We start from the raw sequence: 24443 nt of genomic DNA, 5'->3' as shown, positions 1-24443 counted from the left end.
GAGCAGTTTCAACCCTGAAATTTAGAGATTAGAGATAACAGTTTCCCGGAGAGTGAGCATATTCCAGAGCCAGAACAAATTCTAAAGTATTTCCTGGTTCCAGATAACACCAGAGTCGAAGCAAACAGGATTACAGTCCAGGGAGATGTTATTGTCGGCAATCACTCTAATATTGAATACAGCATATTCGGCGATACAGTTATAATGGGAGAAGGAGTGACCGTTACCGGGGATATTGCGGCTAGTTCTGACATCAGGGTTGATATGTGGTCAAAGCTGGGAAGCAAGGTGGAGGTCGGCAGAAACGCCTATCTGGGAGAATTTGTAACAATTGATGGGAAGCTGTTCGTAGAAGGGGATCTTGACGTAGGAAAAGAAGTTAAAATTCGGGGAGGGTTCGAAGCCAAAGGATGGATAGTGGTAAGGAATCCAGTCCCTGTAATCATATTTTTATTCCTTTACATAAAGGAAATGATGCGCCTTGGTAAAGGCGAAGAAATCGAAAAGGCTGTAGAAGAGCTCTTTGAAGATTCCGAAGACGATGAGGACTTTGAAATAAGGGAGCTTGGTGAAAATATATTGATTATACCTGCCGGTGCAAAGCTTTCCCCTGAAACTATTAATGTTGGTGGGGAAACTATAATCGGGAACAACTGCCATTTAACAGGGAATATCAGGGCGCATTCCGTTGACACAGGGGAAAATCTTACCCTCAAAGGGAGCATTTACTCAGAAGGCAAGGTCAACATAGGGGAAAACAGCACTATCTATGGCAATCTTTATTCAAAAGGGGCTGTACAGATCGGTCGGAATAGCCGGATTTTCGGCGGAATAAAAGCCGACTCTGTAATACTGCACGAAAATGCAAGGGTAGACGGCACAATAAAAGCGCCTTCAGGAGTGTCTTTCTTACGGGATGCCGCAGAAAAGCCAGCTCTTGCAGAGGTCAACGCTTTAGGGAAAGTATTCATGAGAGAAAAGCGTGAACTGCCTGAAAACTTACCTCCGGCAGAACCCATCAAAGTAGCAGATCAGGTAGAAGAGAACTCACCTATTAAATCAAGCGCAAATCCCGGAAGTATTTTTGTGCCAGGTAGAAAACGAAAAACTGCCAGAACCCAGGCACTGGAAAGAAGCAGACGCTTCACAGGAGCCAGGGCTTACAGAAAGGAACAAAAATCCGGAGAATAATCAGGAATTAACTCGAGACACCAGTTTGACCAGCAGTATCGAGTTTTTGATACCCTGAGAAATCTGGAATTTCCTTTAATCATAGCTTTTTTCTTAATTTCAATTCCAGATACGTCGAACCCTGCCTCTGCAGAATGTAAGCTCATACCCCAGGGACAAAGAATTGTGGGAAAACATCTTTTTTGAGAATGAGCAGTAACATTCTTAGGGAATCAGGGAATTATCTGGATTCTGGAGAGAACCGAACTCTGAATAAAATAAAAAAATGATTATATATGGAGTCTAACTTTGAATTTTAATTATGAGATTCAACTACGGAATTAGATTGTGAAATCCGATTTTGAAACTCAAATGTGAGATTTAATTGCAAATCTCTTAAATACTCAGAGAGAATATTTCCCAGGATTTCAATAGCATATCTAATTCAAGTTATCAGAATTTCTTGATTGATATATTCAAAATAATCCAAACTTTATTCGTCAGATTTTTCGATCAGTTAAAAAGAACAAATTTCAGGAAGGAATTCAGTTGACAGAGAATATTATAAAATCTGAGATTGTCTCAGAGTCTGAGGATTTACAGGTAAAATATGATTCAATCATAGAAAAAGATTCAAAATACGTCATGCAGACATATGGGCGACAGCCCCTTGTACTCTCAGAAGGGAAGGGAGCAATTGTCAGGGATATTTACGGAAAAGAATATATTGACTGCGTAGCAGGGATTGCAGTAAACAATGTTGGGCACTGCCACCCGAGGGTTGTGAAGGCAATCCAGTCTCAAGCTGAGAAACTGATGCACGTCTCCAACCTTTATTATACTGAAATTCAGGCCGAGCTTGCAGAAACCTTGGTCTCAATAACAGGTATGGAGCGTGTTTTTTTCTGTAACTCAGGCGCTGAAGCTGTTGAATCTGCAATGAAACTTGCCCGCGTGACTTCGGGAAAAAGCGCCTTCATCGCAGCTGAACATTCCTTCCACGGCAGGACTATAGGGGCACTCAGCGTAACCCATAAGAGCATGTACAGGGATCCTTTCATGCCTCCCGTAAGTTCCGAGACAACTTTCGTCCCGTACTCCAATGCTGAAGCTATCAGGCAGGCTATTTCGGAAGATACGGCAGCCGTTATTCTTGAGCCCATTCAGGGCGAAGGCGGAGTAAATATCCCGGATCCCGATTACCTCAAAGAGGTCAGGGAAATCTGTGACGAAACCGGAACCTTCCTTATCTTTGACGAAGTGCAGACAGGCTTTGGAAGGACAGGCACATGGTTCTGTAAAGAGCAATTTGGCGTGGAACCTGATATTATGAGTATGGCAAAAGCAATTGGAGGAGGCTTCCCAATGGGTGCTATCGCAGCCAGGGAGGGACTCAGCTTTGGGCGCGGACAGCATGCTTCTACCTTTGGAGGCGGGCCACTTGCCTGTGCAGCTGCACTTGCCTCAATCGAAGCAATTCGCGAAGAAGAGCTTCTTAAGCGCTCGAAAGAGAACGGGACTTACTTCATGGGGAAACTCAGGAACATGGACAGGGAGGACGTTATAGAAGTCCGTGGCAAAGGTCTCATGATAGGAGTCGAGATAAAATATCCATGCAGCAAATTTGTGGAGTTTGCAAGGGAATGCGGAGTGCTATTAAACTGTACTTCGGATTCTGTGCTTCGTCTGGTTCCTCCACTTGTAATTACGAAAGAACAGATCGATACGGTAGTTGATGTTCTTGAGCAGGCCTGAACTTATAAAAAAGGAGATCTTTGATATTGCAGAGTATGTTCCAGGAAAATCCATTGAGGAAATAGCTTCTGCTTACGGGCTTGATCCAGCTTCAATCATCAAACTCGGCTCAAATGAAAACCCACTTGGACCCTCTCCAAAAGCTGTTCAGGCGATGATGGACGCAGCTCCCTGTACAAATATTTACCCCTCAGCAGATGCTATAGAACTCAGGGAAGCTCTCTCGAAATACACAGGTTTTCCGGTTTCAAACCTCATAGCCTCAGGACCAGGAATGGATGGACTTCTTGATGGACTTTGCAGGCTGATCATTGAAAAAGGGGATGAGGTCATAATTCCTACTCCGACTTTTGCCTATTACGAGCTGCCAGCAAAGGCATGCGGAGGAAAACCGGTTTTTGTCAGGAGAAAACAGGACTTTTCACTTGATCTTGAAAAGGTTCTAAAAGCTCAGTCCGAAAGGACAAAAATAATCTTCCTCTGCTCTCCCAATAATCCTTCTGGGAATCTTCTTCCTGAAAACGATCTGAGGATAATTCTTGAAAATACAAAAGCTCTTGTGTTCCTTGACGAGGCATATGTCGAGTTTGCGGACAGGAACCTTGCTGAGCTTGTAAGGGAATACGATAATCTTGTTGTGGGCAGAACCTTTTCCAAGGCATTCGGGCTTGCAGGTCTACGGCTAGGTTATGGGATCATGCCCGAATGGCTGGCAAAAGAGTATATAAAGGCAGCCACTCCGTTCTCAGTAAGCCTTCCGGCGTTAAAAGCAGGAATTGCTGCCCTTTCGGATGTTGACCACCTGAGAAAGAGCATAGAAATCGCAAGAGTGGGCAGAGAATATCTGAAAGAAAAGATTCCTTTTACGGTTTATCCTTCCCAGGCAAACTTTGTACTTGTAGACGTTGCTCCTTTAAAAGCAAAAGCTGTTACACAGAGCCTCCTGAGAAAAGGAATTATTGTACGCCCTTGTGACTCTTTCAGGGAGGCGGGTGACACTTTTATCAGGGTAACAGTCGGGACTCGGGAACAGAACGAAAAAGTTATCAGGGCATTTGAGACTGTAAAGAATGAAGTTTAAAAGCTTCTCTTTACGGCTTATTTTTTTACAGAGTTGTTTGTTTCAACCGTTTGTCTTCTCAATTTCCAGTGTTAGCTGTTTCAAATGTTTGTCTTCTCAATCTCCAACGTTAGCTGCTTCAAATGTTTGTCTTCTCAATCTCCAGTGTTAGCTGTCTCAAACATTTGTCTCTTTAATTTCTAGAATTTTCATCAACGGGTAATTAAGTTCAGGGTCATACTCCATTCCAACTTTTACTTTTGAAGAACCATACCTTACGGTTATATTTACCTTAAGCATGGGACCCTGAAGTTCGGTATAACCAAATTCATTATTCAGCTTACTTCTCAGCATGTCCCTATCAATTTTTACTGAGATTTCTTCTACATAGGGCTGAACTGAAATGCTTTCCTGGATAGCCGTTTCAAGGCTTGAAACCGTGTTCAAGTTTACAGGAGAGCCCGTGAATTGATGATAAAGAGCTCCGAGTTTAATTCCTGCTTCAAAGAGTGCATTATCTTTGTCGGTTATTTTTTCCTGAACCAAATAAATCTCTCCCTTCCTAGAATTCGTTAGTCAGTGTCTTACTAAAGTGAACCGGTTTTAATTCTTTTCCTTCCTGGCGCTCAGTCTTTTGTTCCTATACTCCTTGCTACCCAGATTGTTTAATAGAGGGATCTTGAAAAAAGGAGAAAAAATGTATATCAACATAAGGATAAAAGGCAGGGTCGAGAAAATTCGCATATATTCGACATTATACAGGTAGAGAAACATAGTTATCCCGAAAATAGAAGAGATAAATGCAAGAATCCTGACATTCCTGATCTTGGGATAATTTACCGAGCTTACCATAAGAATAGAGAGACCAAGGGTAAGCGCTAAAAGAAAGTCTATTCTGACAAGACTTTCGTTCAGCAGCATATATGTAACAAGCATTATGCAGCCTGCAGTTATGGGAAGACCCTCAAAGCCTGTTTTACGGGGAGTTACAGAATTGAAACGAGCAAGCCTGAGCACACCGCAAACAGCATAAAAAGCTGGAAATATCGCAATAAGAGGGTCCGGTTCTCCGGCTACAGGGTTTACTTGCCCGAACTGTAGATATATGAGAAGAGCAGGAGCAACCCCGAAAGAAACTGCATCTGCCAGGGAGTCAAGTTGTTCCCCAAGTTCTCCTCCTTTAAATCGCCTGGCAATATATCCATCCGCTCCATCTGCAATTGCTGCAACAAGAAGTAAGATCAAAGCCAGAGAAAACCCATTCTGGGCAGCCGCAGTTTGAGATGTGGCAACCTGGACTGTAGCCTGGGCAGCTACTGCAATTGAACTAATTCCGCAGAGAAGGTTCAAGAGAGAGACCAGGTCCGGGAGCCTTAACATTTGAAATATGTTCATGTTCAAAATCCCTGTCATTTTTTATTGTTGCTATAATGGTTTTGCCTGCAAGTACCCGCTCTCCTTTCCGTACTATGATTTCAAAGTTTTGGGGAATTGTTACGTCAACTCTTGACCCAAAACGAATCATTCCAATGCGCTGTCCTTGCTCGATAAAATCATTTACTCGAGGATAGGAAACAATTCGTCTGGCAATAGTGCCTGCAATCTGCGTGACACTGACATCCCCATACTTGGTGTGAATAATAAACTCGTTTCTTTCGTTTCTTTCAGAGTCTTTACAGAAAGCAGGAAGATATCCTCCTTTTCTGTAAGTAATTTCTCTGATCCTTCCCGAAATCGGAGCTCTATTTACATGTACATTCTGGAGAAACATGAAAATACAGACTTTCCGGCCCCGAATGTCTATGACAGTGCCGTCAGCCGGGGAAACCATATAAGTATCCGAAACTTCCACCTTTCTTTCGGGATCTCTAAAGAAAAGAACCATAAAGAAAGTCAGCACCATTGATATGTAAGTAACGTGGGTTAGATGGGAGCTGTTCATTGCCTTGGAGAGAACCGCAAACGTTATGGTTATAAGTGCAGCAGTAAGAAGCCAGGGTTCTGAGCCTTTTGCAAGCATTAGCTTTAATCCCCCCCGGATCTGTGCAGAAGGGATCTCAATTCTTGAGAAAATATGATCCAGAGACCATCAATCATTCCGAATAGTTCGGGAAGAATACGAATCACCACATATGAAATTGCAAAAAGGGCAATACCTGAACCCGCCTTTGCAATATAATTATGTGCTATTATGAAACTGTCAGCTCCAAACCATTGCTCCCCATAAGCAACTACCACGAAAACATCCCTGATAAGATTAAGTATATAGATAACTGGCACGGATGCGATAAAAGCCATAGCCAGGCGGTTAAATGGAGCTCTCACTGCACCTATTAGCCCCATAAAAAGGGCAATGCTTTCAATTGCAGTACAGGCCAGTATTATCTCAACAGTGTATCCATTAAGTGTTATCATATTCCAGTCTTTCATATATGCAGGAATATCAAAGTACTGGAGAACCCAGAGAATCTGGGAGGTGACTCCTCCTATAATCCAGGTATTTAAAGGGGTGAAATTCGCAAATGGGAAATAAACTAGAGCTCCAAGTGCAGTGGCACTGGTAAGCATTGAGGTTATATCAAGGGAATCCGCTTCACCTTGAGCTGAAAACTTGGAATGTAACACTTCCCTATTTTTTATATAGAGAGGACCATTTTTATACTCCCGATACATGATATACGCTACAAGTAGACAAAACAGCGTCACCACTATTGTGAGGAGCACATTGGCATAGTCCTGGATCTCGAGATAATGAAGAGGTTGATAACCCCAATGGATGGAAAATGTGCCCCATCCAATCCCTCCTACCAGTTTACGAACCCTGAGAGTTCTGGGGATGATGGATGACGCAACCATTAACCCGACTGCGAGCCAGAGTATATTTTCTATCATTTTTCACGCACCTTTTTGCCAGAGGTAAAACTTAATTCTAGGTTTTGTTTCTGTTTCTGAAGGCTCAGAAAAGCCTCAGGCAAATTATGAAGCTTTCGGAAAGTGACATGTGAAGTCATTTAAAATAATTAATAGATTTTCATATAAGTTTCTAATAAGTTGAATAGTTCATTTATTAATAGTAAGGAATTCAAAGGTTATGGATTTTACTTTCTTTACCTATAAACTGTAGAATTATTACCTCCGTCAGGGTACTCATAAAGAGTGATTGAGCCTGCAAATAAGATAATAGATTCCTATTATAGAAGAATAACGTTACAAACATGTTCTCATTTATATAAAAGCGTAAAAACTAAAAAATTTCAAGATTAGGATAGAAACTTATGGTTTCGATAAAAGAGAAACATTTAAGAGAAGCTACTACGAGAAGCTACTGCATAAGGAATTTCTCTGCTTGACAGAAACTTGACTTACAATGTCAATATTGAAATATAATGACGAGTTTCTACGTTATGCACAATAATAATATTATTTTATTCTGGCACTCCTGCTAGAAAAGCTAATTCAGAAAGGGATTGATGACGGAAAAAGAAATCTCCCTGAAAATAAAGCGAAGGCGTTTTATGAAGCCTCAAACCCCTAGTTTAACCGTTGATACAGTAATCCTCTTTAAAAACAGGCTTGTGCTCGTGAAGAGAAAAAACCCCCCCTATCAGGGAAAATTTGCCCTTCCCGGCGGCTTCGTAGAAATTGGGGAAAGTACAGAAAACGCAGCAGCTAGGGAAGCTTTTGAAGAAACAGGCCTTTCAATAGAGATAATCAAACTAGTGGGTGTCTATTCCGACCCACACCGTGATCCCAGAGAGCATACGGTTTCGGTATGTTACCTCGCAAAAGGATCAGGAGAGCTAAAACCAGGCTCTGATGCAGATTCCGTCGAACTTTTTGAGCTTGATTCCATTCCTGAGTTAGCTTTTGATCACAATAAAATTATAAATGACGCAAAAAGTGATATTAATGCAATTCTGTCCAAAATGCAAAAGCATGATGTTTCCTAAAAATGGTAATTTTGAGTGTAGAAAATGTGGGAACATAGTACCTATAGAAGGCAACACGAAAAATTTTGTCTCCAAAGCCAAGATCGATGACCGTGAAGTAGTGGTTCTGGAAGGTGAACAGACTTCAGGTCTGCCAACAACAAATGCAAAATGTCCAGAGTGTGGAAATAACACTGCATTCTGGTGGCTCAGACAGCTCAGGTCTGCTGATGAATCCGAAACTCGATTCTTCAAATGCACGAAATGTGGATTTACCTGGAGAGAATACGACTGAAGTTTAATTCTCTTCTACCCACCTTTGAAAAATATGTTTCCCGGAAAAAAATAGATTTATAGATTTATCAGGCTACAGCTTCCTTTCTGCTTCAAACAGATCCTGAAGTCGCCCTGTTTTCTGACCAAGATTTATATAGTTGCCGGGAGTTTGAATCTAGTAATTTTCCGATTTCAGAAACCCATTTGGCTTTAGCCGGAAAATTGGTTCTCAAATAGAGCGAGGACTTCCGAATCTGTAAAGAAATTTATATATCTCAAGGGTAATAAAGAGCTTAAAATTTAGATCTATTTATTGGAGAAGAATTATGTTCAAGGCAGCAATTAATGCAGAGCTTCTGAAAGACGCGATTGCCGCATTGGCTGTAATTGTAGATGAGGTCAGAATTAAAATAAAGCCGGAAGGTATTTCGGTAAAAGCTGTTGATCCTGCCAATGTCGCAATGGGAATTTTTGAGCTTGGATCATCCGCTTTCGATGAATATAGCGCTGATGAGTCTGAAATAGGAATAGACCTGAACAAGATTATGGACCTGCTGGGAATTGCGGAGAAGAACGACACAGTCCGGATGGAACTTGAAGAAGGGAATCAAAAACTCCTGATTGATGTCGGAGGGCTGTCTTATACACTTTCTCTTCTCGATCCTTCTACAATTCGGGCAGAACCAAGAGTTCCCCAGCTAGATTTGCCTGCAAAAGTTGTCCTGAATGGAGCTGACCTCAGGCGTGCTGTGAAAGCTGCAGAGAAAATAAGTGATCATCTACTAATGGGGGTTTCTGATGATACCTTCTATATGGAAGCAAAAGGCGATACTGACCAGGTTCGCCTGGAGATGGGTAGGGACCAGCTGATCGACCTGAAGGCAGGTGAAGCCTGTTCTCTTTTCTCTCTGGACTATCTGGCCGACATAGTCAAACCTACGAATAAAGTCAATGAGGTAAGTCTTTCCCTTGGAAAAGATTTCCCGATACTCATAGATTTCGAGATTGCAAACGGTGCAGGCAGAATTTCTTATCTCCTGGCTCCGAGAATTGAGTCGGAATAATCCATGCAGGCTGACAAACTCGCATATTACCCTTTTATCTCAGAAGCATCTACCCATGTTGAGAGTCTGGGGATTTCCCTGGACAGTCTGCTTAATTCCTGGGCTTACCGGGCTGCAAGAGCTAGAGGGATAAAAAGGGTAAAAGAAGCTCTGGAAGGGGAAATTAAAAAGCCGCCTGTTTCCAGAGAAGCCCAGATTCTCTCAGAACTTCTCTCCTATCCTTTTGCAAGAATGCTGGTTGCCTGTGTGGACGATCAGCTCTTTACCAAGCGCTATGCTCTGGCAGAAGCCAAAGCTGCCTATACACTTTTGAGAAATGAAACTCCAGCTTTCTTGCTTAAATTCGGGGAAGATTTTGGAATTTCAGCCGACTTCAGAGATTCCTATTTCAGTATGCATTTTACGGACTATATCCGCTTTTCAAATTCCCTGAAAGATCCTGCCTGGAAACTTGCAAATCGCCAGTTAAGGGCTGGAGAGGTAAGAATTACAAAGGAAGAATTTGCAAGACTTCTTGAAGAAGCTATAAGGGAACGTATTGAACAGTCGTTTCCAATCCCTGAAATTCCTGCCGAAATTTCACGTTTTTGCGCCCCTTATGTTGCTGAAATAAAGGCTCAGTTTGAGGTTCAGAAGAAAAAATTTGGAAAAACGGACTTTGGGACAGTGGAACCTGAACTTTTTCCCCCCTGCATATCACATGCCCTTGCAAACGTACAGGGCGGAGTGAATCTTGCCCATTCTATGCGGTTTGCCATGACTTCATTCCTGCTCAACGTAGGCATGTCGGTGGATGAAATACTTAATCTCTTCAATATCTCCCCTGATTTTGACGCAGAAAAGACTCTTTACCAGATAGAGCACATTGCAGGTGCAACAGGGAATGTATACAAGCCTCCTGCATGTGATACCATGAGAACCTATGGCAACTGCGTAGGAAAAGATAGATTATGTGAAAAAATCAATCATCCTCTCGCGTATTATGAGAAGAAGATATATCTGAAAAACAAAGAAAGGGAAAAGGAAAAAGAGCAAGAAAAGGAAAGCAGAAAAGAAGAAGGAAAGATGCAAGAAAGCGTAGAGGAGCAAAAGAAGGAAAGAAAAGCAGGAAAAGAAGAATCAAAGGTACAAGAAAAGAAGAATCAGAGGAGCAAAAAAGCGTAAAGAAGAAAAAAGGAGAGAAAAACTGGAAAGAGAGAAGGAAAGGAGATAGAAAAATAAAATGGTAAAAGAAAAGATAAAAGAAAAAAGAAATGAGAATGAAAAGGGGATTTATAATTCAGAATACCTGGCATTATTTACAAAAACTGTCTGACAAACTCTTCTGGCATTAAAGTTCGCTTTACGGTTTCTTCAATTGACATGCCTTTATTTAAAAATCTTTTTACCACGCTTTCCATGGGCTCACCAACCTCAATGATGTGCATGTCAGGATCATAGAACCTGATAACCCTCTGTCCCCATGGCTGTTCTTTTAGTTCGTGCACATATTCAATGGAGTCCATGCCTTTCAACTTTTGAAGGAAACTATCCAGATCGTCTTCCTCAAAATATAGTTCAAAATTATTTGATTTTTGAGCTATGTCATCTTTGTTTATACCTATTAAATCCGAAAAATGGGATTTCAGGTGTATTGAAAAGCCGCTCTCAAATGATACGTTCTCACCGAAATCGCATTGTACCTTCTGATTAAGGATCTTTTCGTAAAAATTCCTGGAAGCCTCTATATTGTTAACGACAATGAGTGGACATATGAACCTCATTTTATTCCCTCCTTTGTAAGTAAACAAAGCATTGAATGCGAGTTGTTATCCCGGACTGCTCATGTAAAAGTTTTAGACAGATTCAGTAATTCATCAGAGTACCTTTATAGATTTATTCTGATCCAGCCTATTCATCCTGTGTGTTTACTTTTACTCCAAAAAAGCTACCCTGAAAAATTCCTCGAATATTCATAAAGTTACCTATTCTTCATCTACTCTTCTTTATTAATCTTACTTGACAGAATGAAAGTATTTTTTCAAATCCGCGAATGAAAGTTTCAGTATCAGGCAATTAAGCTAAAAAATCTCCAAAAAAGTCTAGAAATTTTTAGAAGTAACTCTGGACAAGCCTTAAAAATCTCTATAAAAATGCTCATAAAACCCTGAAAAAAATGAGAAATGAGATATACCTCACTTCAATAGTGAATCTGAATCCTAAAAATTAAAAATTTGCTCGCAAAGTGAACAACTGCACTTACTCTGAATCGTTAACTTTTACTTAGTCTTTTTCTTACATTGAACCTTTATTTTATCTCTATTTACCTTCTTTTGTATTCCCTGCATTTTTCAATGAATTTTTCCACCGGAAAGGTAGCTGGATGGGAATGCATATAACCTGCCAGGGTGTTGTGCTCGATAAGACCGTCTAAACCATTCTGTATTCCTTTTCCTCGCAGCATTTCATATGCGAACTTCGCATCTCGGTCGCATTCTGTAAGAGAGTAATGGAATTCGTGACCTCTGATGTTATGAGAAGAGAAGTTTTTATCCAGAGGGCGAGCTTCGGTATATCCGAGAGCTTTGAGCCGGTCTGTCATACGTGTGTTTGCAGGCACGACATCTGCAAGTTTATAAATCTTGTTCCCTACCTCATATCTCCCGCAGAGATAAAGCAGACCGCCGCACTCAGCATAAATGGGCAACCCGTCCGCTGCGAGATCCTTAAGTTTCCTGGTTGTTTCGGATTTCTCAAGGTTTTCTGCATAAAGTTCGGGATACCCTCCTCCAAAGTAAATTCCATCGACATCCGGAACCTCTCCTGCCATCGGGCTAAAAAATTCAATTTCGGCTCCGTGATCCTTGAAAGCATCAAACATATCATGATAGTAGAAACAGAAGGCTGGATCCCTAGCAATTCCTATCCTGAGATCTGCCTCTGGTCTTTGTATTTTCCTGATCTCCGGCACAGAACAGGGCTCAGCAAGTTCAAGCAAGGCATCAAGATCAACATTCTCCTCGATGAAAGCTGCCATTTCCTCAGTATTATAATCCTTTTCATGTGCCATATACAACCCAAGATGTCGGGAAGGAACCTCGATATCTTTTTTTCTCGGAATCGTTCCTACAACAGGTATACTCCCAGGAAGCGAATTTCTTACGAGTTCTGCATGCCTCGCGCTGCCTACTTGATTCAGAATAATGCCTGCAACCCTGACTTCAGGATCGAACTCAGAATACCCTTTCAATAGGGCTGCGGTGCTTCTGGACATGCCATGTACGTTAATCACCAGAATTACAGGCAGATCAAGTGTTTTTGCAACATGTGCGGAACTTGCGACCTCGGTAGAATCGATTCCGTCAAAGAGTCCCATAACTCCTTCTACTACCACAATATCCGCATCTGCAGCCGTCCGGGCTACCGTCTGTCCAACTCCGTCGGTGCCCATCATGTAGGTATCCAGGTTTCGTGAGGGACGCCCGCAAATTGCAGTGTGATGAGAAGGATCGATATAATCAGGTCCTACTTTATAAGGTTGGACCTTTAGCTGTCTGTGTTTTAGAGCAGCCATAATACCCATGGAGACTGTCGTTTTTCCGACCCCACTGTGGGTTCCTGCAATAAGTATTCCTTTTGTCATCTGCTGAATATTGTTGCCGTTAAAATATATTAAAGCTATTAATGCTGCTGCTTTAAAGCACCTTATAATTGTTTTCAGAAGAAAGAACCTTACCAGGGAAGTCTACCGATACCTAAGCAAATTATCTAATATGTTTAGATTTGTGAGGAAAGATATTATTAAAGCAGCTTGAAGAGTAGCAATAATTATTAACAAAACCTATTGTCAGCATTTAGTGACTACTCCCCTCACTGAAGTGAAGGGCATCTATCGATCTTACTAAAGTCAACAAATTTCTACCTCAAAACATATAAAATAATTGTAAAATCCGATAAAGCATTATAAAGCTTTAAATTCGTTTTTACCTCTTTTTGTGGGCTTATAAAGTGTTAAACAAATCTTATAAATTATTATATAATGCTCTTAATGTAAGTATTCTTATATATATAATTGAATGGATGGCTTTTAGTTCCAGGTCTTCTCAAGTCAGATGAGCAAGATCAGATGAAATCAGAGGAACTAATCGGAGGAATAAAAATGAATTCAAGTGGAAAATCAATTGCAAAAATTCTGGGATCTATTTTTTCTATATTAATGATCTCAAGTTTAATTACTGCAGGAGCAGTTTCCTGTGATACTCTTACAAAATCTGCAGATGATTCTGCAACTTCCTGTGACTCCCTTGCCGATTGTGACAAGGAATGTACCTCATGTGACTGTGAATCTGCTGCAGACTGTGAGCAAATAAACTGTGACTGCGAACTATGCGACTGCAATTCCATTATAGACAGCGAACAGGACGACTCTGAAGAGGAGGATTCTAAAGACCACGCAGACTGCAACAAAGGAAATTGTGATTCTTGCGACTGCGAATCTGTTCTGGAATGTGACCAGGCAAAATGTGACTGTGAATCCTGTGACTGTGAATCCATTATAAAATGTGAAGAAGACGACTCCGAAGTAATTGAAGAAGCTCCAGAAAACTGTGAAGATACTAAAGAATGTGAAGACATTGTAGAGACTCCAGCAAATGTCTGCAAGAAGGAGTTACTGAAATCCCCAGTTAAGCTTGATGATGTTAAAGAGGCTCCAGTAGATTGTAATGAAGCCTCAAAAGACGTCTGTAAAGAAGCTCCAGTATGTGAAGCTCCACAAAAAGATGTATGTGAAAAAACTCCAGTATGTGAAGACAATAAGAAAGTAGAGGAGACTCCAAAAGACGTCTGTGAAGAAGCTCCAGTATGTGAAGACAATAAGAAAGTAGAGGAGACTCCAAAAGACGTCTGTGAAGAAGCTCCAGTATGTGAAGACAATAAGAAAGTAGAGAAGACTCCAAAAGACGTCTGTGAAGAAGCTCCAGTATGTGAAGACAATAAGAAAGTAGAGAAGACTCCAAAAGACGTCTGTGAAGAAGCTCCAGTATGTGAAGACACTGAAGAAGTAGAAGAAGCTCCGGTAGAGTGTAAATAAATAAGGAAAATAGCATATGTGTTGGAGAGTATAACCAACTCTCCACACAGAATGTTGACATTTAACAACCGAATACAATTAGCTTTCAAATGAGCCTTCTCAGGCTATACATATTTAAATTCAGTTTTTGCCCAAACTTTATAAGCTGCTCATTTTTCAGGAGTTTTATGAATTTACTAAGAGGAAAGGTCACAGAAGATTTAATCTTGTTGAGTTTATATAATTAAATTTCCGTGCACATGGTTTTGCCTATCAATATTCTTTTACTCTGAACTCCTAACTTTAACACGGCAGTTTAGTTTGAAAATGAAATTATATGCCAAACAGATTATCTCTATGCCGAATGATCATTTTTATGACTGATAGTCTTTTTTGAGAAATCCGAATGTTTTATATTCCTTCGCCTGTGCACACTAACCTTAAGTAAAAGGTTATACCTACTCTAAAGTAGAGCAGCTAGAGTCTCAGGAAAGGATTGAGAAAAGAGGCTTCTACTCCATAAGCTGAAGTAACTCTTTTGCTAATTCAATTTAATTTATTTCCTGTTCTGGGCTTTTTCTCAAAGGTGCCAATTAAATTTGATATCAGGATATTATGGGCAAATCGTCTCAGATATAAAGTGTTTGTCCGCATATAACAAGGATAAACTCCTGAATATCAGTGAACCTTAAATATAACTTAACAAAGAGCTGCATGTCAAATGTTTAATAGGAGATTTTAATCAGCCATGAAGCAGAAAAATCCAGAAAAAGCTCCTGAAGTTGCGGAAGAAGACTCAAAGAAAATTCTTAAGGATCCTTATGGACGAAAGGTTACAGGGCTTCGAATATCGGTAACTGACAGGTGTAATCTTTCATGTATTTACTGCCATAATGAAGGTGCAGACTGCTCTACCTGCGGCCCGGTAGGAAGGGAAATGAAGCCGGAGTTAATTTGCGGGATTGTCAGGGAAGCAGTAAAATTCGGGATCAACAAAGTGAAATTCTCAGGAGGCGAACCTCTATTCCGAAAAGACTTTGAGGAGATCCTTGCCTGCCTTCCTCCATTAAAAGAGGTTTCTGCCACCACAAACGGTATTCTGCTTGAAAAACGTGCAAAAGCCCTGAAGGCGGCAGGTCTTGATAGGGTAAACATAAGCCTGGATTCTCTTGTGCCTGAGAAGTATGAAGCAATTACCGGAGCGCCCTCAGGCTCACTTGAGAAGGTTATCAGGGGTATTGACAGTGCAGTTGAAGCTGGACTGACTCCTGTGAAGCTGAATATGGTTCTCCTCAAAGGTGTAAACGATAACGAAATCGATTCAATGATGGATTTTATCCGACAGTATAAAGGGAAGGTAATTTTGCAACTTATAGAGCTTATGGATATTGATCCCAGGCTTTCAAAATACATTATTGACTCAAAAGACCTTGAACGAAGCCTGGCTGAGAAGGCAAGCGAAATCAAGGTACGAAACCTTCACCATCGAAAAAAATATATTATCGACGGGGCGGAAGTAGAATTTGTTCGACCTATGGATAACTCGGAATTTTGCGCCCACTGCAGCAGGCTAAGGGTTACAGCCGACGGAAAATTCAAGCCCTGCCTGCTTGTAAACGACAATTTAGTAGATGTCAGTGATGCAAAAAGTCCCGAAGAGATTGAGAAATTGCTCGAGCTTGCAGTAAGCCGAAGGAAGCCATACTACGTTCCTGTTAGGGTTCCTGAGAAGAAAAAGAAAATATGATATGAAGAACAATGCAGAGATCAATATGCAAATGAGGAGGGAAAAAATGAGGATTGAGCTTTCAGTAGACGGGAGAAGAATCCCTATGAACGAATTTGTCCAGAAAATAGTGATAAGCGTTATTAAGGCAATGGTAGAAACGTTACATACGGTCGACAGCGGATGGAAGGAAATCTCCATTCATATTGAAAGAGATGAAATTAAGGAATAAAGTGAGAAGGGCTTTTTCGGATAAAGTAGAAGATCAGGGCTTCTTAGTACTAAACCTTTTCATCTAGATATTTAGAGGTCGCTATAGTTTCAGGATTTTCAGTAATTTTAGATTTTCCTGGACTTTGAGCACTTAAAATTTTGCAACCCAGAGATAACGGAGCTTTTAGAGATACTTTTCGATCTCAGAAAAGTCTATCCTGGCAGTTGAATCCAGGGAGATCGGAGTTATTGAGATATACCCTTTCTGCATGATAGCATGCACATCGGTCCCTTCTTCTTCTTCCCGGATCAGATCCCCTGCAATCCAGTAATAGGGCCTGCCCCTGGGGTCACGCCTTTCCTCGACATCCGTTTTAAAGACTTTTCGTGCAAGGCGAGTTATCTCTACAGGCGTATCCTCTTCAGCGTGATAAGGAATATTTATGTTCAGGAGGTCCACGTTCTCTGGCATGCCGTGCCTGAGGACATTTCGAGCAATCCTGTTTACTACTTTTATCCCGACTTCAAAACGTTCTCTATGGTAGTCCCTGGGATCATCGAATTTTTGACCTTCGTCAAGTACCTGTATGGAGGCGGCAATCGCAGGCACGCCATAGCTCGCAGCTTCAAGGGCTCCTCCGATGGTTCCTGAGGTAGTAATGGTATCGGTGCTTATATTCTCCCCAATATTGAAACCGGAAAGCACCAGGTCAGGCATTTCCTTTAGGATTGCGAAGATGCCCAGAATTACGGCATCGGTAGGAGTTCCTCCCACAGAATAAGCAGGTATGCCTCCTGCGTTTGTTTTCGTGATTCGAAGAGGCTCAAAGATAGAAATCGAGCGTCCAACACCACTCTGCTGGACGGCAGGAGCCGAAATCGTAACTTCCCCGAGGTCTGAAACACTGTCAAATGCAGCTTTCAAACCTGTGGAATAAACACCATCATCGTTAGTAACAAGAATTTTTGGGACCATCAGCTTCCCCATAAGTTGTTGGATAATTTAAAATTAATGGAATGACTGCATGGGATGAAAGTTCAGAGAAATCAGAAAGTTCAGAGAAATCAATTTAATTCAAATATTAACATGCCAGTACAGATAATAAATGCACAGATACGGCAAGTACACAACAAGTACACAGAAATATCAAGCTGTAAAAAATAAGTTGCAAAGATAAATAAAAAGCCACAAAAAGTAAGTTTAAGGACTGTTTTTCTAGCAGCTCCGAGCCCTATTTTTTAATTTGAAAAGGATTCTGACTAGCGTATTTTGTCTGCAGATGATAAATAAGTCTTCTCTATGGTTAAAGACCAATTGTTTTAACTCGACGACGTCTCTACTGGTGGGGTATTAAATAAGGCATTGAAGAGGTCATCATGTATGTGATGGAACTTGAGAGGTCTATGAAACAAAAATCCTCATAGTGCTACACGCTAGCGATTTTCTCCTGATTATAAACCGATCCTTACCCCCTCCACATAGGGCTCCCCCACGTTTTAGCCCGGATTTCTGGCAGCAAAGATCTTTTATCGGAAAGGAGACGGATTTGCCTGCGCGGCAGACGAAGTTCAGATTTAAGCTCAGAATACGGTTTTTATGGTGTATACATAAAGGTGGTGAACGCCTATTGCAAACATCATCATTCTTACGACCAGAAACTCCAGGTGATGGAGCCAGTGCGTCATCTCTATAAGTTTTTCAGAATGTAAAATCTTTTTTTCTTTTACGGTTCTTAAAGTTTCTTTTAAAATCTTTAACAGCATTTTTATCAAAACCTCACTCATAATGTATTCTATTGTATTGTCTCAAAGCATTCCCTGTTAGGAAGTGCTCCGAATATGCACCCTAAAAAATCCAACGGTATCTCAAAAAGGCACTTTATGTTCGAAAATGCCCTTCCATAGCATACACTATCCGACGTAATCTCAAAAAGGCACGTTCATATCGAAAAATGCGTTATTTACCCCACCGCCTCTAGCATTACAAGCTTGTTATATTAAAAGTTGTTGACCCTGTATAAGAGAATTTTATATAAGCACATAAATAATATTCAAATGATCCGATCAAAGTTTTCGTTAACGAACATGGGAAAGAACCTGAACATTGATGGTAAAAGAGTATAAACCATAAGTTCAGAAGCGAGTATATAAGCCACAAATCGAAAACAAAAGGTAACAAAAAATATTCTTCAGTTAATTTCTGTGCCCTGCAAATCCGAGGGCAAATATTAGGAAAGAACAAAAGAAAAAAGAATTCACCCAAGAATCACCCAAGAATTCACCCTCATTTTTCAGTCACCTGACGCAGAGATAAAATTTAAAAAAATATTTATTGTAATCTAAACTATTATCTTTATGAAAAACGAGAGTATTGATCGCCCTTTTTCACTGAAAATCTATTTGCTAATTATCATTATACTTTCATGGCCTTTTCAGATTGCTTACCCGTTTTTAGGGGAAGCCTTCAAACCCCTCCTTTTATTATCAATGATCATGGTCGCTGTTGCCACTTACATTGCCGGCAGGTTTGTGTTCAGGGATGGGTTTGAAAACGCCGGTTGGCGATGGGGCAAACCCAGGCATTATGTATACGCTTTTGGACTTGCATTATTTTTGTGGGCTTTCCCGAGAGCTGTTGAACAGCTGCTGGGAATTTATGAAAGTCCTCAAGATGTAAGCACCGCAGCCATTTTGGTTGAGTTTTTATTTAGCTTTACAATCACACTCATTCCGGCATTTGGGGAAGAGTTCGGTTGGCGTGGATATTTATTGCCTCATTTATTTGCGCGATACAATACCCGCCTGGCACTACTTTTACACGGCTTTATCACCTGGGTCTGGCACTTACCAGTTCTGGTTGTAATGGGAACGCAAATGGAAGCTAACCCATTTGTTTCAGTGCCACTTATTATGCTTATCAGCTTAATACCGACAATTATGCATGCAGTTGTATTTGCCTACATATGGTCAAGCACTCAAAGTTTAGCCGTATCGACCGTATATCATGCCGCATTTGATGAGGTTCGTGATACCCTCGAAGGGTCAGTCGGTTTAGGTCCGCTTTCACAAAACTGGCAAATGCTAATCCTTACGATTTTAGGAATTGCACTGTTATGGAAAGCAAAATGGAAAAAAACAGCTGAATCTTCGTTATGATCTATCAAAATACTTACTTCTTCTTTTAAGAAAACCAGTTTTTCCGGTCAAAGTTCTCAGGAAGAGAAGATAGTAGATCCGAAATTTTAAGACTTGCAGATAAATCTTCTATAGATGAAGAGCAGTGTAAATTTAATATAATGATGCCGTTATCCATCTAGTATTTCCTATAGATTAAAATTGCAGTTATCCGATATCCCTCATCAATTTCACGAGGATTTATAAAATGGACAAATACGAGAAAGTATTCGAGCTGGCTAAACGCCGGGGGTTTCTGTGGAATTCCTTTGAGCTTTATGGCGGAAGCCGGGGATTTTATGATTATGGGCCTCTTGGGTGTGCGCTAAAGAGGCGAATAGAGCAGATCTGGAGAGAGTTTTACGTTATCCAGGAAGGGTTTATGGAGATTGAGTGCCCGACAATTGGGATTGAAGAAGTATTCATTGCTTCCGGACACGTAGGAGGCTTTTCTGACCCACTGTGTGAGTGCATGAACTGTAAGGAGGCATTCCGGGCTGACCACCTTGTAGAAGACGTAACGAATGCGGCAGGAGCTCTGAGTGCAGAGGATCTTACAAAGGTTATAAAGGAAAAAGGAATCACCTGCCCGGAATGCGGCGGCGAGCTCGGGGAAGCTTATGAATTTAACCTGATGTTCAAAACCACCATCGGACCCGGTACAGGACGGCAGGGGTATCTCAGACCAGAAACGGCGCAGGGGATGTTTGTCGATTTCCCGAGACTGGCACGTTTTTACAGGGATAAACTGCCTTTCGGGGCAGTACAAATAGGGAAGTCCTACAGGAACGAAATTGCGCCCAGGCAGGGTGTAATCAGGCTCAGGGAATTCACGCAAGCCGAATGCGAGATTTTTGTTGACCCGCGGAATAAGAAGCATCCCAACTTTGAGCGCTTTGCAGATAAAGAACTTGTACTCTATTCACAGAAGGGACAGGTAAAGGGCGAGCCTTTCAGGATGACGGTCGGGGAGGCTGTAAAAACTGGAGTTATAGCACACGAAGTTCTGGGCTACAATATCGCACTTACCAATGAATTCCTGACAAAGATAGGAATTGATCCTGCAAAGCTCAGGTTCAGGCAGCACCTGACCGACGAGATGGCACACTATGCAGTCGACTGCTGGGATGCCGAAATTGAGACCGACAGGTTCGGCTGGGTTGAAGTTGTAGGAATAGCCGACAGGACAGATTACGACCTTAAAGCCCATGCAAGAGTAAGTAAGACCGAACTTTACGTATATGTAGAATATGAGGAGCCGAAAATGGTGACTCGCTTTACTGTAAAGCCAAACATGGGCAAGCTCGGTCCTGTATTTAAAGGAAAGGCGAAAGCCGTTGCAGACGCCTTAAAGCAGCTCTCCGAAGAGGAGCTTTCAAAAGATGAGATAAAAGTTACTGTGGATGGGGAAGAGTTGACAGTCAGCTCGGACGCTGTAGATTTTGCAGAAGAGACTGTAAAGGTCAGCGGAGAGAATGTCATTCCTCACGTAATCGAACCCTCCTACGGGATCGACAGGATCTTCTACGGCATCATGGAGCATGCCTACGATGAGGAAAACGTGGCTCAGAAGGCTGCCGAGTCCGGACTTAAAGGCACGGAAGAAGCTGGAAAAGAATCCGAAGCTGAGGGAGAGGAAGAAACCCGTCTTGTAATGCATTTCGCAAGTGAAGTTGCCCCGGTACAGGTTGCAGTACTCCCGCTCCTGACTCGTGAAGAGCTTGCAGAGCCCGCAAGAGATATCATTGCAAGACTCAGGGAAAAGAACCTGCTTGTCAATTATGACGACTCAGGAACTATCGGGCGCCGTTACAGGAGAAATGACGAGATTGGTACACCTTACTGCGTTACTGTAGATTACGATACCCTCAAAGATGGAACTGTAACTATCAGAGACAGGGATTCCATGCGCCAGATCCGGACTCCGATCACAGGGATAGAAAACGTCCTGTATGAACTCATTTACAAAGGCAGAGCTTTCGAGTCCGCAGGCAAGCCCTTTAACTTCTAAAACCAGAAAATTAGCAATTCCTGTGCTGTGAGTTAAAAAAGCTTGCAGCAAAACTTTTAATTTGTTTATATTTTTATAATTGAATTAAGACTCTGAAACAAACTAAATGATCTTGAAGCAGAATGAATGAGAGTTTTTTTTCTGAGAAGCCAGCCTTCATAAAGCATCCGCTAATAAAGCCTGATACTGTTGAGCAGAGGCTCTATCAGTTGAACCTTGCAGGGAAGGCACTCGAAAAATCAAGCCTTATTGTGCTTCCTACAGGACTTGGGAAAACTATAATAGCTCTTTTTGTGATTGCTTCCAGACTTCAGCGTTACGGGGGTAAAGCCCTGATTCTCTCTCCAACGAAACCGCTTGTAGAGCAACATGCAGCTTTTTTCAAGAAGGTAATGGCTCTTCCCGAAGAAGAGATTCTGGCTTTTACGGGCAGTATTCCTCCTGCAAAACGGGAAGAGCTCTGGGCGCAGGGAAAATTGATAGTATCCACCCCTCAGGTAATTGAAAATGATCTTCTTACAAAAAGGATCAGCCTTGAGGATGTAAGCCATATAACCTTTGATGAAGCTCACAGGGCAGTTGGGAATTATGCTTATACCTTTATTGCGGAAAAATATTTCGAGAGCGCAAAAAATCCTCATGTGCTCGGAATTACTGCAAGCCCTGGCAGTTCGGATGAGAAAATCTCGGAGGTCTGTCAGGCTTTACATGTTGAGAATGTGTCAGTGAAGACTGAGAAAGATAGAGATGTCCGCCCTTATGTGCAGGAAAAAGAGATAGAATGGATTCAGGTACAGCTCCCTTCTGAGATGGTTGAGATCCGGGACTATCTTGAGAAAATCTTTAATGACCGGCTCGGAATAATAAGAGGCCTGGGTTTTTCGGCAGGCAGTGGGAAATATGTCTCCAAAAAAGACCTCCTGCTTCTCCAGAAGAAACTTCAGGGTGAAATCCGAATGGGGGGCGATCCTGCAGTTTTTACTGCCCTATCAGTGCTTGCTGAAATGGTAAAGGTAAATCATGCTGTGGAGATGGTTGAGACTCAGGGGCTTGAGACCCTCAGGAAGTATTTAGAGAAACTGGACGCAGATGCCTCTTCAAATAGTGCAAGCAAAGCTGCAAGAAGATTAATGGATGATCTCTTTATGAGAAAAACCCTTCACAGGTTAAAGGAGTGCGAGATTGAACATCCTAAACTCGAGCTTGCGCGAAAGATCGTATCCGAGCAACTGAAAGAAAGCCCTGAGTCCAGAGTAATTGTTTTTACAAATTACAGGGACACAGCAGAGTTAGTGACAAATGCCCTGTCCAAAGTTCCGGGAGTTGTACCTACCCGCTTTGTGGGACAGGCATCGCGCCGCAAGGATAAAGGGCTTACGCAAAAGCAGCAGGTAGAGATCCTCAATAAGTTCAGGGCAGGAGAATATAATGTACTTGTGGCTACCTCAGTTGCCGAAGAGGGACTTGATATTCCTTCTACAGACCTGGTACTCTTTTACGAACCCATTCCTTCGGAAATCCGGAGCATCCAGCGCAAAGGCAGGACAGGGAGACAGCATAAAGGCAGAGTGATTGTACTTGTGACAAAAGGTACACGTGATGAAGCTTATTACTGGAGCAGCAAGAACAAGGAAAAAAGGATGCTTAATAGCATACAGGGGCTTGAAGCCCTGCTGGTTCCTAATGAAACAAAACAGAGCTCTAAAATTTCTGATTTTGAATCCGGAGCTCTAATTTCAAATAATAAAACTGATGAAACTGTAATCATACATAATAAACCCAAAGAACCGGAGATTATACATTTAAAACAGGAAACCGGAGATTTAGTGCAGAAGAATCTCAGTCTAGAGCGGGAGACAAGCGATTTAGCTGTAAACTGTAAGGATAAAATTACAGACAGCAACGATCTAACTATAGATATAACTTTAGGTAATAGGAATACGAATGAAGGCTCAGATTGCGGCAGGGAGAATGAAGAAATAAAAGAAAATAGCTTCGAAGCGGGGAACAGAGAAGAGAAAGAAAACAGGATAGGGGAAGAAAGCGAAAAAGGGAAAAAACAAAAGGATGGGGAGAAAACTAGAGAGGAAATCATAAAAGAAAAGCAAAAAACCCTTGTAGATTTCGAAACTATTTTTGGAAAGAAATCTGAAATTAAAGTCGAATCTGAACCTGAATCTGAACCTGAATCTGAACCTGAATCTGAATCTGAACCTGAATCTGAATCTGAACCTGAATCTGAATCTGGATCTGAAGCTTCAAAAGAACCTGAAGAGGAATACGAACCTGAACCAGCCGTAGAATTGCCCGGGATAGAGACCAAACCCGAAACTCTTAAAATAGTGGTAGATTACAGGGAAGCAAAAAGCGGGGTTGCAAATGTTCTTGACAGGCTTGGAGTAGAAGTCAGTTTTGCAGCACTTGAAATTGGGGATTACGTTGTAAGCGATCGACTTGCAGTGGAAAGAAAGCGCACGGATGACTTTGTAAATTCTCTTATTGCTGGAAAGCGTAATCTCTTTGCGCAGTTAGCGGATCTTGCAAGAGAATATCAAAAACCCGTTCTTATTATTGAAGGAACGGAACTTTTCACTTCACGACAAATCAATCCAAATGCCATTTACGGTTCCTTGATATCTATTGCCATTGATTTTGGAGTTTCACTGTTATATTCAAGAGATGAAGAAGAGAGTGCTGCAATATTAAAAATGCTTGCAAAGCGTGAGCAGATGGATAATAAGCGTGAAATAAACCCCCACGGGAAAAAGTCAACCCGTACCCTTACTGAGCAGCAGGAGTATCTTGTCTCCGCGATAGCAGACATAGGACCGAAAGCCGCAAGAAACCTTCTTTTACATTTTGGGTCGGTAGAGGCTATTATGAAGGCTGATGCCGAAGAACTCAAGAAAGTAAAATTAATAGGGCCAAAGAGAGCAGCTAAAATCAGGGAGATCCTTGAAACCCCTTATAGCGGATAAGTTGAGAAGCCAGGGTTCCTTAGATATCTTCTCTTTT

General features: G+C 41.5%; 20 protein-coding genes. 13 read left to right on the top strand and 7 right to left on the bottom strand.

Going from position 1 to position 24443, the window contains the following annotated elements; all coding sequences use genetic code 11:
• Positions 1 to 204: 204 nt before the first annotated feature.
• From MSTHT_RS10075 to hisC, 3 genes are all read left to right on the top strand, one after another.
• On the top strand, positions 205 to 1191 hold the full coding sequence (locus MSTHT_RS10075; protein WP_231588066.1) for a polymer-forming cytoskeletal protein: 987 nt from the start codon (positions 205 to 207) through the stop codon (positions 1189 to 1191).
• A gap of 528 nt (positions 1192 to 1719) precedes the next feature.
• Positions 1720 to 2925 carry an acetylornithine transaminase gene (locus MSTHT_RS10070; protein WP_048167663.1) on the top strand — a complete coding sequence of 402 codons (1206 nt, stop codon included), beginning with the start codon at positions 1720 to 1722 and terminating at the stop codon, positions 2923 to 2925.
• A complete protein-coding gene (gene hisC / locus MSTHT_RS10065) occupies positions 2906 to 4006 on the top strand; it encodes a histidinol-phosphate transaminase (RefSeq protein ID WP_048167662.1) in 1101 nt (366 codons plus the stop codon). Before MSTHT_RS10070 ends, hisC begins: the two co-directional genes overlap by 20 nt.
• Positions 4007 to 4162: 156 nt before the next feature.
• On the opposite strand, the gene MSTHT_RS10060 is transcribed toward hisC, so the two are convergent.
• Genes MSTHT_RS10060 through artA form a run of 4 tightly spaced genes read right to left on the bottom strand, consistent with a single transcriptional unit; the run spans position 4163 to position 6877 of the window.
• Complete coding sequence (locus MSTHT_RS10060) at positions 4163 to 4531, bottom strand: dihydroneopterin aldolase family protein (protein ID WP_048167661.1); 369 nt, start codon at positions 4529 to 4531, stop codon at positions 4163 to 4165.
• Positions 4532 to 4588: 57 nt separating this feature from the next.
• Positions 4589 to 5380 carry an archaetidylserine synthase gene (locus MSTHT_RS10055; RefSeq protein WP_048167660.1) on the bottom strand — a complete coding sequence of 264 codons (792 nt, stop codon included), beginning with the start codon at positions 5378 to 5380 and terminating at the stop codon, positions 4589 to 4591.
• On the bottom strand, positions 5313 to 6005 hold the full coding sequence (locus MSTHT_RS10050) for a phosphatidylserine decarboxylase (RefSeq protein WP_082086827.1): 693 nt from the start codon (positions 6003 to 6005) through the stop codon (positions 5313 to 5315). The genes MSTHT_RS10055 and MSTHT_RS10050 overlap by 68 nt, the downstream gene beginning before the upstream one ends.
• Positions 6006 to 6010: 5 nt before the next feature.
• Positions 6011 to 6877, bottom strand: coding sequence for an archaeosortase A (gene artA, locus MSTHT_RS10045; RefSeq protein WP_048167659.1), 867 nt, complete (start codon positions 6875 to 6877; stop codon positions 6011 to 6013).
• 623 nt (positions 6878 to 7500) lie between these two features.
• Between artA and MSTHT_RS10040 the strand changes: the two genes are divergently transcribed.
• From MSTHT_RS10040 to priL, 4 genes are all read left to right on the top strand, one after another.
• Complete coding sequence (locus tag MSTHT_RS10040; protein ID WP_048168527.1) at positions 7501 to 7935, top strand: NUDIX domain-containing protein; 435 nt, start codon at positions 7501 to 7503, stop codon at positions 7933 to 7935.
• Positions 7895 to 8209, top strand: coding sequence for a transcription factor S (locus tag MSTHT_RS10035; RefSeq protein ID WP_048167658.1), 315 nt, complete (start codon positions 7895 to 7897; stop codon positions 8207 to 8209). Before MSTHT_RS10040 ends, MSTHT_RS10035 begins: the two co-directional genes overlap by 41 nt.
• Positions 8210 to 8516: 307 nt before the next feature.
• Positions 8517 to 9254 carry a DNA polymerase sliding clamp gene (locus tag MSTHT_RS10030; protein ID WP_048167657.1) on the top strand — a complete coding sequence of 246 codons (738 nt, stop codon included), beginning with the start codon at positions 8517 to 8519 and terminating at the stop codon, positions 9252 to 9254.
• Between the two features lie 3 nt (positions 9255 to 9257).
• Positions 9258 to 10418: a DNA primase regulatory subunit PriL gene (gene priL / locus MSTHT_RS10025; RefSeq protein ID WP_048167656.1), complete on the top strand. Its 1161-nt coding sequence runs from the start codon at positions 9258 to 9260 to the stop codon at positions 10416 to 10418.
• Between the two features lie 134 nt (positions 10419 to 10552).
• On the opposite strand, the gene MSTHT_RS10020 is transcribed toward priL, so the two are convergent.
• Positions 10553 to 11017: a glyoxalase/bleomycin resistance/dioxygenase family protein gene (locus MSTHT_RS10020; RefSeq protein WP_048167655.1), complete on the bottom strand. Its 465-nt coding sequence runs from the start codon at positions 11015 to 11017 to the stop codon at positions 10553 to 10555.
• Between the two features lie 539 nt (positions 11018 to 11556).
• Positions 11557 to 12876: a cobyrinate a,c-diamide synthase gene (locus MSTHT_RS10015; protein ID WP_048167654.1), complete on the bottom strand. Its 1320-nt coding sequence runs from the start codon at positions 12874 to 12876 to the stop codon at positions 11557 to 11559.
• Positions 12877 to 13392: 516 nt separating this feature from the next.
• On the opposite strand from MSTHT_RS10015, the gene MSTHT_RS10010 reads away from it, so the two are divergent.
• From MSTHT_RS10010 to MSTHT_RS14820, 3 genes are all read left to right on the top strand, one after another.
• On the top strand, positions 13393 to 14325 hold the full coding sequence (locus MSTHT_RS10010) for a hypothetical protein (protein WP_156149744.1): 933 nt from the start codon (positions 13393 to 13395) through the stop codon (positions 14323 to 14325).
• Positions 14326 to 15052: 727 nt separating this feature from the next.
• Positions 15053 to 16051: a GTP 3',8-cyclase MoaA gene (gene moaA, locus MSTHT_RS10005; RefSeq protein ID WP_048167652.1), complete on the top strand. Its 999-nt coding sequence runs from the start codon at positions 15053 to 15055 to the stop codon at positions 16049 to 16051.
• A gap of 46 nt (positions 16052 to 16097) precedes the next feature.
• Positions 16098 to 16262 (top strand): hypothetical protein, encoded by a 165-nt coding sequence (locus tag MSTHT_RS14820; protein ID WP_167829581.1) that lies wholly within the window; start codon positions 16098 to 16100, stop codon positions 16260 to 16262.
• A 165-nt stretch (positions 16263 to 16427) separates the two neighbouring features.
• On the opposite strand, the gene surE is transcribed toward MSTHT_RS14820, so the two are convergent.
• On the bottom strand, positions 16428 to 17231 hold the full coding sequence (gene surE, locus MSTHT_RS09995) for a 5'/3'-nucleotidase SurE (RefSeq protein ID WP_048167650.1): 804 nt from the start codon (positions 17229 to 17231) through the stop codon (positions 16428 to 16430).
• Positions 17232 to 18598: 1367 nt separating this feature from the next.
• Between surE and MSTHT_RS09985 the strand changes: the two genes are divergently transcribed.
• The 3 genes from MSTHT_RS09985 (at position 18599) to MSTHT_RS09975 (ending at position 24406) form a co-directional block, all read left to right on the top strand.
• Complete coding sequence (locus MSTHT_RS09985; protein ID WP_048167648.1) at positions 18599 to 19399, top strand: CPBP family intramembrane glutamic endopeptidase; 801 nt, start codon at positions 18599 to 18601, stop codon at positions 19397 to 19399.
• Positions 19400 to 19625: 226 nt separating this feature from the next.
• Positions 19626 to 21428 carry a glycine--tRNA ligase gene (gene glyS / locus MSTHT_RS09980; RefSeq protein ID WP_048167647.1) on the top strand — a complete coding sequence of 601 codons (1803 nt, stop codon included), beginning with the start codon at positions 19626 to 19628 and terminating at the stop codon, positions 21426 to 21428.
• A 122-nt stretch (positions 21429 to 21550) separates the two neighbouring features.
• A complete protein-coding gene (locus MSTHT_RS09975; RefSeq protein ID WP_048167646.1) occupies positions 21551 to 24406 on the top strand; it encodes a DEAD/DEAH box helicase in 2856 nt (951 codons plus the stop codon).
• The last annotated feature ends 37 nt before the right edge of the window (positions 24407 to 24443 follow it).

Source organism: Methanosarcina thermophila TM-1, assembly GCF_000969885.1.
GTDB classification, from domain to species: Archaea; Halobacteriota; Methanosarcinia; order Methanosarcinales; family Methanosarcinaceae; genus Methanosarcina; species Methanosarcina thermophila.
Note: the sequence above shows the minus strand (reverse complement) of the source record. Positions and strands in the feature narration are given on the sequence as shown.